We start from the raw sequence: 14,037 nt of genomic DNA, 5'->3' as shown, positions 1-14,037 counted from the left end.
AATTCAATGTCTTTTTTAATTTTTCACTAAGTTTTTAATAAACAGTTCCATTGGCCTTGCCATTTCATTATATTCTTCAGCGCTTTCCTTTATATATTTAATTGCTTCAACAATTTTTCCACTTTGTAATTTATTAAATGCAATAATAAACTTATTTATAAACTTATTTTCCTTGTTATCAAGTAAATTTGTATTTCCACTTTCAATAATAACTAAACATACTTCTATATACTTATTTATAATATCTAAAAGCTGATCTTCTCTCAATCCCTTAAACTGTTTAACTGTTATAGTTCTTAATATTGCAAACTTAACATACTTCTTATAATTAATTAATTCCTTTAAAGATTTATTTTTTATATTGTAACTTTTTACCATATCTAAAATGTCACCTATTAGCAAACATGATGTTATAATATCTGATTGTTCAATGTCATAAATATCAATTAATTTAATCAATAAATTTTCTCTACTTTCAGTGACATTATTTTTTAAATTTTCGTATACATAAGTATTCTTAAAACTTTCCAACAACTTTCTTTTAGAATTGATTTTCATATCATCAAATCTTCTTTTTATAAAATAATAAAATATTGTTTCCATATTTATATCATTATTATTACTAATCTTGTTCTTGTAGATTTTAGAAAGTTCATTGTAATTTTCTGTATTAAAACAATATTCTATTAATAATCCAGTGGTACTCTTAAGTAAATTCGGATCTAAGACTTCATAATAATACTCTATTAATTCATCATAATTTTCTTTCATATAACAACATACCAGCAATGAATTAATTGCTTTATCTTTTTGATCCAATGAAATAAATATAAATCTTGGGTTATTAGCAATTTCATGCGTATAAAATTCTACATGAAGTTTTAGATAATTTTTCAAATACTTATATGCATTCTCATAGTCTTCTTTTAAAAAATAAGCTGTACCTAAACCATATATTAAATCTATAAAATCTTCCTGCTTTTTTAATCCTTTTTTGCAGCACTCTATAGCCTTATCAAATTCACATTTTAATAAATATAAAGTATTAGCTTCATTGTAATAAGTCAAATACATTTGTATAAATTCCTTATCTTCAATTCTATTTAAAAGTTTCTCCATCCAAAATATTCCTTCATCAATATCTCCATGCATTCTATAGGTGGTAGCCATCTGGAACATGTAATATTCGTTATTTGGATTATTTCCAAGTTCTTCTTTTAGAATCTTTAAATTTCTTTCAAATTTTTTTTGTATAATTTCACTGTCCATTATATATCCATAGTGCAAAATATACATATTTAAAGAAGAAATTTTCTCTTTCAATACTGGCTGTTCGTGTATCTTTCCTGTAAAATAAAAATCTTCTTCGTTTTTAAATATAAAATATCTAGTAAATGTACTACTTATCTTAAAATCATTACTTAAATAATTTTTTTCTTTGAAGGAAAATGTATTAAATTCAGTATACCTATTTCCCCTAAACAGCTTCAAAAATTCATCTTGTGATGCCTTATCAAACTCTTCATCTGCATCTAATACAAAAATATACTCTCCTTTTGCCATAGCAAAACTATAATTCCTTGCTTTCGAAAAATCTCCATTCCATTTATAAAAATAAACTTTGTCTGTATATATTGATGCTATATCTACAGTTTTATCACTTGAACCTGTATCTACAATTATAACTTCTGCTAAACTTTCATCTAAAAGGAACTTAACGCTTTTTAAGCATCTTTCAATATGTTTTTCCTCATTTTTTACTATCAAACATATACTTAATTTATAGTAATAACTTTTGTTTTCTCTTATAATACTTTGGATATAATATCTTACTGGCAATATCATGTAATCAATTTTTAGTGATGCACTTTCTAAAGAGTCTATGCCATCTTTTAAATTATTATTATTTAAAAATAAAATAGCAGAACTTATATCTTTTATAAAGTCCATTTCTTTAGCTTCTATGTTTCCTTCCTCCATTTGCTTTGCTTCATTTAAAACATAAAAACTATAATTAGTGTATTCAACAAATACCTGTACCAGCATTTTTCTTTTTTCTTTTGTACTAGATTTATCATTCATATAAATTAAGTATGACTTTACAATATTAAAATATTTTATAATTCTTTTATTGTCAGGTATTCCTAGTTCAACTTCTATATTTATAGACATTATATATGCAAATAAATATGCGTAAAAATCTTCATCTGCACTAAACATATACATTATATAATCTTTTAACCGGTTAACACCTATATATTCTAATAATTCATCTATCATAAATCCACTTAAAATTGAATAATATAGTATATAAATTGAATATTCAATGTGCTTATGCTGTAAAAATTTATTCTTTTTTAATAATTCAATAAAGTTTTTATTCTTATTTTTATTTACTAAGTTTCTTTTTATAGCTAAAAAATCACAATACCTTTTATCTAATTTATTAGACAAAAATAGAGTTTCTATTAAATCATTTTCTTCCTTAGATACATATAATTTTATTTTTTCTATTGTATTGTAAAAATCCATTAGTATATCTTTATCTATGTTATTATAAATTAAACTGTACCATTCATGTATATATTGAGTTTTTTTATCGTTTACCATTTTCGTTAAATTTATTTCTAATTGATCTTTACTTAAATTCATTAATGAAAAGTCATTAACAACTCCATCTAATTCTAAAGCCTCTTCTTTTCCTTTAACTCTATAAATAAACTCACTTTGTACAAATAAATTATCAACATCTACATACCTTTTCTTAGGTATGTAATAATTAATAGAATCTTCTTTCAGTAAAACATTTGCCAGTATTTTACACAAGCTTTCGTTTAGTTCTATTCCTTCTTCTAGTATTATATATTTTTCATTACTGCTTACTGATTCATAAAATTTATACACATCCTTAACACTGTAATCTATCTCTGTTATAAGATAATTATATTCTATATCTATTTTTTCTATATCATTACTTAAAATACAAATTTGTACATTATAATTTTCTAAAATAGGCTTTAACATTCTTACATAATCTTTTATTATTTCTTTTTTACTGTTTCTTATTACTACACTTAGATTATCCATAAAACTCTTCACCCTTTTATATTTATTTATATCTAGTTTATCGTAAATATTATACTTATCTTTAATTGTTAAAAAACTTAATCTCATTTCCATGCAATAAAAAAAGAACATGCATAAAACATGTCCTTTTTTATAAAATTTCTTCTTATTATCTTAATAATTGAAGAACTTGGTTTGGTGTTTGGTTTGCTTGACCAAGCATTGCTTGAGCGGCTTGAGTTAATACATTTGTCTTTGTATAGTTCATCATTTCTTTTGCCATATCTACGTCTCTTATTCTTGATTCTGATGCACTTAAGTTTTCACTTGCTGTGTTTAAGTTAGCTATTGTATGTTCTAATCTGTTTTGGTAAGCACCAAGTTTTGCTCTTTCAGAAGATACTGTATTTATTGCTTTATTTATTACTGTTATTGCATTTCCTGCTGCTGCTGTACTTCCTACATTTAATGCTATTTCTTTATCAGCACTTGATGATGCGTCTGTTACTGTTGATAATTGTGCAAATGATTTATCTGTTGAAGATGATATTGTAGATATTCCTAAGTTATATGCTCTCATATCATTTAATGTTACTTTAAAGTTTTGTCCTTCATTTGCACCGATTTGTAATGTTAATGAGAAGTCAGTTTGACCACCTGCTTTAGCATTTACTGATCCACCATTTAAAAGTTTTTGAGTATTGAATTCAGTTGTGTTTCCTATTCTAGTTATTTCTGAAGTTAATTGGTTTATTTCTCCTTGAATAGCATCTCTGTCTATTGATACGTTTGTATCGTTAGCTGATTGTGTTGCTAATTCTCTCATTCTTTGAAGAATTGAGTGAGTTTCGTTTAATCCACCTTCAGCTGTTTGGATCATTGAAATACCATCTTGAGAGTTTCTTGAAGCTTGATCTAATCCTCTGATTTGTCCTCTCATTTTTTCTGATATTGCTAATCCTGCTGCATCATCTCCAGCTCTGTTTATTCTTAAACCTGAGCTTAATTTTTCCATTGCTTTTCCTGCATTACCTGTGTTAGCCACCATATTTCTATGAGCGTCCATAGCGTTTAAATTGTGATTAATTATCATTTTTTCTTCCTCCTTGATTTTTAAATTAAGCAAACATCCTTGTTTACCCATATTTAATTATTACATTAAGTATATCGTATTAAACCCTTCACACTTTATACTTTTAAGTAAAATTATTCATATTTATTATATTTGGTACCTTATTAGGAACTATTTTCAAAAGCCTCTGAATTTTAAATATACTAACAAAAAAAAGAACATGCATAAAACATGTCCTTTTTTATAAAATTTCTTCTTATTATCTTAATAATTGAAGAACTTGGTTTGGTGTTTGGTTTGCTTGACCAAGCATTGCTTGAGCAGCTTGAGTTAATACATTTGTCTTTGTATAGTTCATCATTTCTTTTGCCATATCTACATCTCTTATTCTTGATTCTGATGCACTTAAGTTTTCACTTGCTGTGTTTAAGTTAGCTATTGTATGCTCTAATCTGTTTTGGTAAGCACCAAGTTTTGCTCTCTCAGTTGATACTGTATTTATTGCTTTATTTATTACTGTTATTGCATTTCCTGCTGCTGCTGTACTTCCTACATTTAATGCAAATTCATTAGCAGTTGATGATGCATCTGTTACTGTGCCAGCTGCTGCAAATGCAGTTCCAGTTCCAGCTGATACTGTAGATATTCCTAAATTGTAAGATCTCATGTCATTTAATGTTAGTTTAAAGTTTTGTCCTTCGTTTGCACCTATTTGTAATGTTAATGAGAAGTTAGTTTGACCACCTGCTGCAGCGTTCACTGATCCACCATTTAAAAGTTTTTGAGTATTGAATTCAGTTGTGTTTCCTATTCTAGTTATTTCTGAAGTCAATTGATTAATTTCACCTTGAATAGCATCTCTGTCTATTGATACGTTTGTATCATTAGCTGATTGTGTTGCTAATTCTCTCATTCTTTGAAGAATTGAGTGAGTTTCATTTAATCCACCTTCAGCTGTTTGGATCATTGAAATACCATCTTGAGAGTTTCTTGAAGCTTGATCTAATCCTCTGATTTGTCCTCTCATTTTTTCTGATATTGCTAATCCTGCTGCATCATCTCCAGCTCTGTTTATTCTTAAACCTGAGCTTAATTTTTCCATTGCTTTTCCTGCATTACCTGTGTTAGCCACCATATTTCTATGAGCGTCCATAGCGTTTAAATTGTGATTAATTATCATTTTTTCTTCCTCCTTGATTTTTAAATTAAGCAAACATCCTTGTTCACTCTTATATTTTGTGTTTACACTATGTATATCGGATTATTTAATTTATTCTTTATACTTTAAAGCGAACTTTTTTGATAATTTTATATATTTTTTTCTTTTTTCCTAATTATTATGACATTTATGCTAATTTATAACATACTTTAAACATGCTATGTGTATGATTTTTACCTATCTTATAATTTTATTCAAAAATCATAAGATTTCACATAAAAAGAACATGTATAAAACATGTTCTTTTTATGTGAAGTTTATTAAAGCAAAAACTACATTTTCTTGTTAAAAAATAAAGAATCTACACTGAATTTTTTATTATAACTTTTCCTTGCTGATTTATTTTTAGCCATTGATTTAAGTTTATTTTTTATTTTGCTTTTCTTTTGATTCATTAAATCCGTTAACTTTTTTTGCAAAATCAAAATTTGTAAGTCTTTTGCTACTTTTGAAAACTCATCTTTTGTATGCTGATTAGAATTTATTTGATCAATTATGTGTTCTCTTTTTGTAAGTAAGCCTTCCACATCATCATAAAGTTCTTCTTCTACTACATTTATAAGCTTTAGAGTATATTCTCTATATTGATTTAAAAGGCCTTCTAATTCAGTATTCATTTACTTTTATTAACCTCCAAGTTGTTGTGACAACCACGTTGATTGAGAGTTTAATTTTTCAAGAGCTTGTTCCATAGCCGAAAATTGTTTATAATATGCCTCTTCCTTATCAGATAATTTACTAGTAATTTGCTTAATAAGAGTATCTTGAGCACTTAATTCCTTAGGTATAATTCCATTAATATCTGTTACATCCCCTTGAACTCCTGCCTTTTGTATAAGTAACCCCTTGTTTCCTTGGGAATCTCTTGACATTCTTACATTATCTTGTATAATATCATTTATTCTTTGGAATATTCCTTCTTCTGAATACCTTGCAGCCCTATCAGAATTACTCATAACTGGACTATAATAAGGTTTTGTTGTAGATTTCTGTGTAAATAGTTTAGATATTTTATCACCATCAGTTTGTAATGCCTGTTTTAACTTATCTTCATCTATTACAATTTTTCCTCTCTGAGTTGTATCATCAGATGTAGATAATCCTATATCATATAAATTTATTCCTGCATCTTTTACTGTATCGTAAAAAGCTGTTCTCATTTGTGAAACCATATTACTAAGTGATATATCATTTTTTAATAAACCTTGCTTTGCTTTACCTTCTAATACTGTTATCTGATCCTCTTCACCATTAGCTTTTAAAGATTTCTTTTCATCGTCAGTTAAAGGATTGTAGCTATACTGTCTCTTTTCATCTATCTTTGTGTTTATTTTTCCTATCAAATCATTGTATTTGCTAATAAAATCTTTTATTTTATTAAGTGTGGCATCCGTATTTTGTGATATATTTAATGTTGATGCCGCACCATTAGCAGTATTAGGATCTATTTTATAAGTTACCCCATCTATAGCAAAGTTATTTGAGGATTCTGTAACAGTTGTAGCTGATCCCCCTGGTTCTGTTATAGTAAAAGAACCATCCACTGCTTTTGTCAAATCTGATGCACTTGTATCTATATCTCCAGATCCAAAAAGAGTAGCCATAAACGTTCCTGATGTATCTTTTGCTGTAAAGTTTTGACTTGCTCCTGTATTTCTACTAGCCATTGTAAAGTTTCTTGTAAGTTCACTGTAACCAACATTTACACTAGCCTTAGTAGAAATTTCAGACATTATGCTAGATATACTTCTGCCTTTAGCTCCTATATATCCTGAAGCTAGTGCTGAATCCCCTGCCGCCTTTGAAAAATCATATTTAAATTCAACACCATTAATTGTAAAATCTGCAGACCCTGTTAGAATATTATTGATACTATCACTTTGAGATTGTGATAACTGAGAACCACTAACAAAACCTAGCATACTTGCAGCATTGCCACTTAGCCCTATTTGAGCCGAAGTAGTTGAAACAAGTTGAATTGTATTACTACCATCTACTGCAGTTCTTGCTGATATGGATGAACCTGCTGTTAACTGTGTATTTATTTGTGAAATTAAATCTGTTGTTATATCATTATCACTATAGTTGCTACCACCACCATTTAGATCAGTTGTATAATTCCTTGCCGCAAGAGTGATTGTAGTTCCACCTATACTAAAAGTATCATTTTTTCCAGCTATTATTTGTTTATCATAACTAAAACTGTTTGACGCAAAGTTTAATTTAGTTCCAGTTACTCCTGTATTAGTACCGCCAGTTGTAACTGTAGGCAAACCTGTAGATACACTTACTGTCCCTGCATGAACAGTCTTATCGGAGGTATTTATAAAAGTTATATTTTGACCATCAGTTGACTGTGCTGCTACTCCTGTAGGAAAAGCAGTACCACCCGCAGTCTTCAAGCCTGACAATTGACCATTTATTTGCGAGGCAATATCGCTAGTAGTAAAATTTCCCTTAGTTAAGGTTACATTATAATTATTTCCATCCACATTAAGAGTTATATTTTTATTACTGTCAGTTATTTCTATTTTTTTATTAAATTCAATTTTTGTGCCATCACTACTTACTACAGCTGCCACATTATCACTTAATTTTCCTGACCCTACTGTAACACTGCCCATTTTTGTATTCAAATCTGCCGCCATTTGCGATAAATTACTATAAACTTTTGTACTATCTAAAGTAACATCATAACTTGTACCTATATTCACCTTAAATGTATTGTTATTTCCATCCATAACTATTGGAAAACCAATAGCACCACCTTGTTCTATATTTACAGCCTTACTACCTATTACACTAGCTCCCTTTGCAACATTATTGACAGTTATACTGTAAGTACCAGTCCTTGCAGAAGACATAGCTGTTGCATTTATTTTGCTAGTAGTGTCTGAAGTAGTTACAGCAGCTGCTGAAAATGTATTAGAAGATAATATATATGTATCACTTTTTAAAGTATCAAAGTAGGTGCTTGAAAATGTATTTAAATTTCCAATTTGTTCTCTGTATAATTCTTCCCTCCACTGTATTACTTGTCTATCCTGTTTTGCCTTATCTAGCTTAGTATTTTCTGCCTTCATAAGTTTTTGTACAGTACCATCCACATCAAATCCCGAAAGACCTGTTATTCTATTTATGCTGCTCATTTTTAAACACTCTCCTTTCCTTTATAACACAAGCTATTTATAAATAACTTTTTACATTTCATAAAAATAAATTTATACTTTCATTCTATTTTGCTTGCTTAGATACCTTATAAGCTTCATTCCACATATCTCTTACACTTTCTACAAGAGGTATAACTTCATCCATTATTTTTAAATCTTTTTTCGTGTTTGCATCTCTAAGTCTTCTTATTATAAAATCATATATTCCAAGTAACTTAGCTCCCCATTCTCCTGTCTGGGTTGCATCTAAAGTTAACATAAGTTCATAAAATATATCTTGAGTTTTTACTATATTTTCATGAGCTCTTGGTATATCTTTTTTCTCTATAGCTTGTCTTGCTATTTTTGAAAACTTAACGGACCCATCTAAAAGCATCAATAATAATTGTTCCTTTGAAGCAAAATTTACACTATTAGTTTTATATGCATTATATGCGTTTTGTGCATACATCTAAAACTCACTCCTTTTTAGTAAAAATTTAAACGAATATCCTTAGTATGATTTTTTCTAAATTCAACAATCATATAAATTAATTATCGTATACTTATCTATACTATTTAATTAAAATTAAGAATTAAAACTTATTTCTTAATCTAAAAGTAATAAATCTTAATTCCCTTTTAATTATTTTCTTATATCTATAATATAGCCTTTAATTTCGTCCTTAGATAAATCTTCTTTTTCTTCTTTATAAACTGAAACTTCTACTTCTTCAGACTTTAATGCATCTACATAAATTTTTTTTGCTTTTCTTTTATCTTTTTGTTTTTCAAGTTCAGAACTAAAATCTTGTCCATTTTTATTCTTTTTATTATCCTTATTTATAGCTATACCGCTTTTAGTATGAATCTTACCAGCACTGGTTGTTTCTTTTACTCTTTGACGTACCTCAGGGTCTATTTTATTTAATCTAAATTCCATAGAAGTACCCCCTTTTTTTAATAATTGAGGATTGAAAATTATTAATTGGAACTTTTCAGTTTTGCTGAAAATCAACCTTCATTGTCAATTGTCCACTATTAATTTAATTAAACCCTTTCATCAACCATTAGCCCTGCCAACTCACATAGTTTATCTATCATTTCTACAATTTTTTTAGAAGGTATCTCCTGAATTACCTCCTGCGTTTCATTGTCAACTATTTTTATTCCGATGTGTTTTGCCTTTCCTATTGGCTCGTATTCTACATGTGTTTCTCTTCCTTCAAGCAATTTATTTAATTTGTCTACCGCTTTTTTACTTCTTCAACACTTACTTGCCTTCCTTTGCTTTCATTAGCATTTTCGGTATTGTTTACTTGAGAAATATTGTTTATACTATCTGTTTTAACATTATCATTTAAGTTTTGTGCTGAAGATTTAGATGTAACGGTATTCTGTCCTCCCTGACCTAATACATTAACCTCCATGTTCAAACACTCCTTTTTTTAATTAATATAATTATTTACTTTTTAACTCTTTAAGTACACTTATATCTACAGCCACTGCCTTTTTATTTTCCTGCTCTACTTCCTTGTATAGCTCTTTTCTTAAAATTGTTATGCTTTTAGGTGCTGATATAGAAAGTTTCACTGAACTATCATCTATTTTTACAATTGTAATTTCTACATCTTCTCCAAGTAAAATAGATTCTCCTTTTTTTCTGCTTATAACTAACATTTCATCATCTCCCCAGGAGCTTTTAAATTTCTCAAGCTAATTCTTAAATATATTATGCCATATTAAATTAAAATTATTTTTGAAATAGCAAATGCTTAGTAGCATAATTAGGGTTATCTAATATTATTTGTTCTCCTGTTTTCTTTTTTATGTTTATTACTATAGGTGCTTTCAAATTTACTGTTATATCAGAAACATTCGTACTTACAGTTACTGTATTTAAAATTAGAAGATCCTCTTCTTTTTCAATTTGCAATTCTTTTAGTTTCTCGTCGTCTAAATTAAATTCATAATCCTTAATATAAAGAAAAGGTGAAACTACTACGAGACCTATGGTTTCATCCTCTATAGAATGAAGTATATTAAACACTTCATTTTCTTCTGCTGGGAAAATGATAAATTTTTTTAAACGTTCAAAACCTGGAATTCCTTTTTCAAATGTAATGACATCACTCTCATCATACTCAACTATTCCATGATATTTTGTTGATAGTTCCATTTTTACACCTCTTATTCTTAGGTTTTAAGATGTTATCTCATATAATCCATAAGTGTTGGCTGTAATACTTTTGCACTAGTTTGTAGTGATGCTAAATATACAGTTTGAGCCACAGCAAATTCCATAGTTTTCTGTGTTACATCTATATCTTCTGTTTTTGAAAGTATATCAGTCATATTAGTATTTCCTTGAACATTTTGTTCTTTAGCACTATCCATTCTATTTTGCTTTGCACCTACCTGTGAACGAATTTTTAATGTCTGCTTAATAGCTTTATCTAAATCAGCCAAATCTTCATTAGCTAAAGCTTTGGTAGCTGCATCTTCATTACTAACTCCATTTGCATCTTTTCCATCTAAATTATTTACAATCCTAGAAAGTAAACTTCTTAAATCGTCATTATCTTCATCACCATATTTTATTACTTCTGAAGCTGAAACGTTATAATCAGCTAAAACTCCTTGTGATATTTCTGTTTGTCTTTTTGTATCTATCATATTAAATTGCAAAGCATCTTCAGAATTTGGATCCGATTCAACAGTATCTGTATTTAACTCAGTTCCATCAGCTTTACAATAAATAAGTTTAGCATTTCCAGCAGAAGTACAGTCAAAAGTATATGTACTTCCTGATGCAGTTTCCTTTTTGGTTGTAGGATCTATAGTTGGAGCTTTATTGATGGTATTAGTCTCTATAGAAAATGTTAAATCATTACCTATATCAAATTTATTATCTTTATTGAGTGAAACTGTAGATGTTGAAGTAGTTCCACTTGCAGTGGTTTTTAATACATTTACTTTAGTTGCTTTTCCAGAAGAATCTACTGCTGCTACTTCTATTGTAAATTTGGCATTACCAGAACCATAAAATTTACCACCAACAGTTCCTTTTCCCCCAGCAACAGTATTAGTAACTTCTCCAACTGAAGAATCCATTATAGCATCTACTGGTTTAGATGCACCTTTTGTACCACCAAAAATGTATTCTCCAGCAAAAGTAGTATTTAATATTTGAGATACTTGACCTATCCTTTGATTTATTTCATCCTTTATTTTAGACCTTTCATCAGAACCATAAGCAGCATTCCCTGATGATACAAGTCTTTCTCTTATACCTTGAAATACATTGCCCAACTGGTTTAATGCAGTATCTGTAGTGTCTAACCAATTTATAGTATTAGTTATGTTTTTATTATACTGAGTATTTGCATCTATAGCTGTATGCATTTGCATAGATCTAGCTACATTAAAAGGATCATCTGAAGGCTTTGTGAAATTTTTTCCCGTGGACATTTGCTGTTGAATTGTTTGTAGATTATTTAAATTTGTACTCATATCCGTTAAATAATTATTTGCAAGCATTTTATTAGTAACTCTCATTAAATATCACCTCGTTTTTTTACTTCTTAAGTCCATTTATTACTACATCTAAAAGCTGATCTACAGTGGATATCAGCTTAGCATTAGCTTGATAACAGTGTTGAAATTGAACTAAATTTGCCATTTCCTCATCTAGTGATACTCCCGATACAGAGTCTCTAGATTGTGTAAAACCTGCTAAAAGACTTGCTTGATTTGTTACAGTCTTCTTTGCTTCCTGTTCCTGAATTCCAAGTCTATCTACTGTATCCTTGAAATAACTGTCTAAAGTCATTCCACCAGTTTTATTGATTATTGTATTTACTCCTATTTTAGAATTTAGTTCAAATATACCATCAAGGAAATCTGCTTTTTTAGTTTTAGTCGAATTATCTTGATCTATATTTTGAACCGCCATAAGACTATCTCTTAAAGTTTCAACCGCCACAGCCCTACTTCCATCGCTTTCACCTGTTAAAGGTCTATTATTTCCATCATATTTAGCTGCAGTTTTTATCTTCATGGGGTCATCCAATATAGCTTGATTTATGGTAATGTTTCCTGCTGTAATATCAGCTTCTGCTTCTTCTATTTTAGTTAGATTTGTACCAGTATACGCTCCTTTTTTTTGGGCATCTGCATTTACAAAGAAGTTGTTCACTTCAACAACATTATCTCCACTTGTAACATCTGCAATAGCACCATTTTCTTGACTTACTATACCATTAACTGCAAAAGCTAATGCTTTTGCAAACTTATTTAACTGTCCTTCATAAGTATCTATGTCCTTTTGAACTGACATATATCCTTTAATTTCTCCTGAAGGAGGTTGAAATAATTTTAAATTTTCAAATTTTATTGAACTTCCTGCTGGAAGGTTACCTGCAACTATTCCTTGAGATTTAGCAGAAGTATCTACATTAAGTGCTACTCCACTATTATCTGCCCACAAAACCCTACATTGATTCAGTTGTTTAAATTTATCTGCTGCAGTAGTTTTAACTCCATTTTTATCTGTACTATCTTGTATATCTACAGTTATAGTTACAGCATTATCATTACTAGTTTTATCGCCATTTTTATAATAAGTTAAAGTATACTTTCCTGCCTCTCCAGCTTTTTGTCCACCAGCAGGTTGTATACTATCTACATAAGAAAACCTGCACGCTTGATCTGGAAAATTGGCTTGCACAAGATTAAGATTAGTGGTACCATCAGCAGCTAATGGTGGTCTTCCATCATCTCCTATATCTTTAGCCTTTGCATCATCAGAGGTAGTTACATTTTCCCCCTCAAATTGTTTTCTATCTACACTTATTCCAAATTTTTCACTTAATTGATCTAAAAGCAAATCTCTTCTGTCCATTAAATCGTTTGGATTATTTCCTGCTATCCTAACCTGTATTATTTCTCTATTTAATTGATCTACTTGTTTTAATTTACTATTTATATCAAATACATCATCTTTTATAACAGTTTGAGTATTTTCCTTCAGCTTTTCTAGCTCATTATAAGTATGGTTTAAATCAGTAGTAAGTGTTACTGTATTTTGTGCAACTATAGATCTAGAATTAGATTCCTTAGCATTTGTACCTAGCGTATTCCATGCATCGAAGAAATTTCCTATATCTTTAGACAATCCAGTATCTGAAGGCTCATTTAGTATATTTTCTATTTGACTTAAAAATTTATCTCTGCCTTTATATTGCCCATCAACACCCTTTTCTACTCTTATTTGGTAATCAAGAAAAGAATCTCTTATTCTATCTATTGTAACTACTTGCACTCCCGTTCCTAATTGTCCTGGTCCCACTGCATTATTCACACTAGGCATTGGAAAAGGTTTTGTAGTTTGCAGTTCTGCTCTTTGTCTTGAATATCCTTCTGTATTAGCATTAGCTATATTATGGGATGTTACATCTATACATCTTTGCTGAGTAAACATCCCACTTTTTGATATATTTAAAGTTCCAAATAAACCGGACATTATATTT

At 29.1% G+C, this 14,037-nt stretch carries 13 protein-coding genes; all 13 read right to left on the bottom strand.

Features of this window, described 5'->3' with window-relative positions; all coding sequences use genetic code 11:
- Positions 1 to 15: 15 nt before the first annotated feature.
- Positions 16 to 3,087 (bottom strand): tetratricopeptide repeat-containing glycosyltransferase family 2 protein, encoded by a 3,072-nt coding sequence (locus HBE96_RS00900; RefSeq protein ID WP_169295886.1) that lies wholly within the window; start codon positions 3,085 to 3,087, stop codon positions 16 to 18.
- Between the two features lie 148 nt (positions 3,088 to 3,235).
- Positions 3,236 to 4,159, bottom strand: a complete 924-nt coding sequence (gene hag / locus HBE96_RS00895; RefSeq protein ID WP_169295885.1) for a flagellin Hag — start codon at positions 4,157 to 4,159, stop codon at positions 3,236 to 3,238.
- A gap of 238 nt (positions 4,160 to 4,397) precedes the next feature.
- Positions 4,398 to 5,318, bottom strand: coding sequence for a flagellin N-terminal helical domain-containing protein (locus HBE96_RS00890; RefSeq protein ID WP_169295884.1), 921 nt, complete (start codon positions 5,316 to 5,318; stop codon positions 4,398 to 4,400).
- Positions 5,319 to 5,629: 311 nt separating this feature from the next.
- Positions 5,630 to 5,974: a flagellar protein FliT gene (gene fliT, locus HBE96_RS00885; protein WP_169295883.1), complete on the bottom strand. Its 345-nt coding sequence runs from the start codon at positions 5,972 to 5,974 to the stop codon at positions 5,630 to 5,632.
- 9 nt (positions 5,975 to 5,983) lie between these two features.
- Positions 5,984 to 8,506, bottom strand: a complete 2,523-nt coding sequence (gene fliD, locus HBE96_RS00880) for a flagellar filament capping protein FliD (protein WP_169295882.1) — start codon at positions 8,504 to 8,506, stop codon at positions 5,984 to 5,986.
- Between the two features lie 85 nt (positions 8,507 to 8,591).
- Positions 8,592 to 8,978, bottom strand: coding sequence for a flagellar export chaperone FliS (gene fliS / locus HBE96_RS00875; protein WP_169295881.1), 387 nt, complete (start codon positions 8,976 to 8,978; stop codon positions 8,592 to 8,594).
- Positions 8,979 to 9,152: 174 nt separating this feature from the next.
- Positions 9,153 to 9,449 (bottom strand): hypothetical protein, encoded by a 297-nt coding sequence (locus tag HBE96_RS00870; RefSeq protein ID WP_169295880.1) that lies wholly within the window; start codon positions 9,447 to 9,449, stop codon positions 9,153 to 9,155.
- 107 nt (positions 9,450 to 9,556) lie between these two features.
- Positions 9,557 to 9,739, bottom strand: coding sequence for a flagellar protein FlaG (locus HBE96_RS00865; protein ID WP_169295879.1), 183 nt, complete (start codon positions 9,737 to 9,739; stop codon positions 9,557 to 9,559).
- A gap of 14 nt (positions 9,740 to 9,753) precedes the next feature.
- The gene (locus HBE96_RS00860) at positions 9,754 to 9,936 is read right to left on the bottom strand and encodes a hypothetical protein (protein WP_169295878.1); all 183 of its coding nucleotides are present in this window, start codon (positions 9,934 to 9,936) and stop codon (positions 9,754 to 9,756) included.
- Between the two features lie 31 nt (positions 9,937 to 9,967).
- Positions 9,968 to 10,186: a carbon storage regulator CsrA gene (csrA, locus tag HBE96_RS00855; RefSeq protein ID WP_169295877.1), complete on the bottom strand. Its 219-nt coding sequence runs from the start codon at positions 10,184 to 10,186 to the stop codon at positions 9,968 to 9,970.
- A 73-nt stretch (positions 10,187 to 10,259) separates the two neighbouring features.
- Complete coding sequence (gene fliW, locus HBE96_RS00850) at positions 10,260 to 10,685, bottom strand: flagellar assembly protein FliW (RefSeq protein WP_169295876.1); 426 nt, start codon at positions 10,683 to 10,685, stop codon at positions 10,260 to 10,262.
- A 32-nt stretch (positions 10,686 to 10,717) separates the two neighbouring features.
- On the bottom strand, positions 10,718 to 12,064 hold the full coding sequence (gene flgL, locus HBE96_RS00845) for a flagellar hook-associated protein FlgL (protein WP_169295875.1): 1,347 nt from the start codon (positions 12,062 to 12,064) through the stop codon (positions 10,718 to 10,720).
- A 19-nt stretch (positions 12,065 to 12,083) separates the two neighbouring features.
- Positions 12,084 to 14,030 carry a flagellar hook-associated protein FlgK gene (flgK, locus tag HBE96_RS00840; RefSeq protein ID WP_169295874.1) on the bottom strand — a complete coding sequence of 649 codons (1,947 nt, stop codon included), beginning with the start codon at positions 14,028 to 14,030 and terminating at the stop codon, positions 12,084 to 12,086.
- Between the last annotated feature and the right edge of the window lie 7 nt (positions 14,031 to 14,037).

The organism is Clostridium muellerianum (assembly GCF_012926525.1).
Taxonomy (GTDB): domain Bacteria; phylum Bacillota; class Clostridia; order Clostridiales; family Clostridiaceae; genus Clostridium_AM; species Clostridium_AM muellerianum.
This window is presented reverse-complemented; position numbering and strand designations above follow the sequence as displayed.

Bases quoted from the DNA above. Each gene is read 5' to 3' on its own strand.
- fliW (WP_169295876.1), bottom strand. From the start codon at position 10,685: ATGGAACTATCAACAAAATATCATGGAATAGTTGAGTATGATGAGAGT.
- fliS (WP_169295881.1), bottom strand. From the start codon at position 8,978: ATGTATGCACAAAACGCATATAATGCATATAAAACTAATAGTGTAAAT.
- HBE96_RS00890 (WP_169295884.1), bottom strand. From the start codon at position 5,318: ATGATAATTAATCACAATTTAAACGCTATGGACGCTCATAGAAATATG.
- HBE96_RS00860 (WP_169295878.1), bottom strand. From the start codon at position 9,936: ATGGAGGTTAATGTATTAGGTCAGGGAGGACAGAATACCGTTACATCT.
- flgL (WP_169295875.1), bottom strand. From the start codon at position 12,064: ATGAGAGTTACTAATAAAATGCTTGCAAATAATTATTTAACGGATATG.
- fliD (WP_169295882.1), bottom strand. From the start codon at position 8,506: ATGAGCAGCATAAATAGAATAACAGGTCTTTCGGGATTTGATGTGGAT.
- fliT (WP_169295883.1), bottom strand. From the start codon at position 5,974: ATGAATACTGAATTAGAAGGCCTTTTAAATCAATATAGAGAATATACT.
- HBE96_RS00900 (WP_169295886.1), bottom strand. From the start codon at position 3,087: ATGGATAATCTAAGTGTAGTAATAAGAAACAGTAAAAAAGAAATAATA.
- HBE96_RS00870 (WP_169295880.1), bottom strand. From the start codon at position 9,449: ATGGAATTTAGATTAAATAAAATAGACCCTGAGGTACGTCAAAGAGTA.
- hag (WP_169295885.1), bottom strand. From the start codon at position 4,159: ATGATAATTAATCACAATTTAAACGCTATGGACGCTCATAGAAATATG.
- csrA (WP_169295877.1), bottom strand. From the start codon at position 10,186: ATGTTAGTTATAAGCAGAAAAAAAGGAGAATCTATTTTACTTGGAGAA.
- flgK (WP_169295874.1), bottom strand. From the start codon at position 14,030: ATGTCCGGTTTATTTGGAACTTTAAATATATCAAAAAGTGGGATGTTT.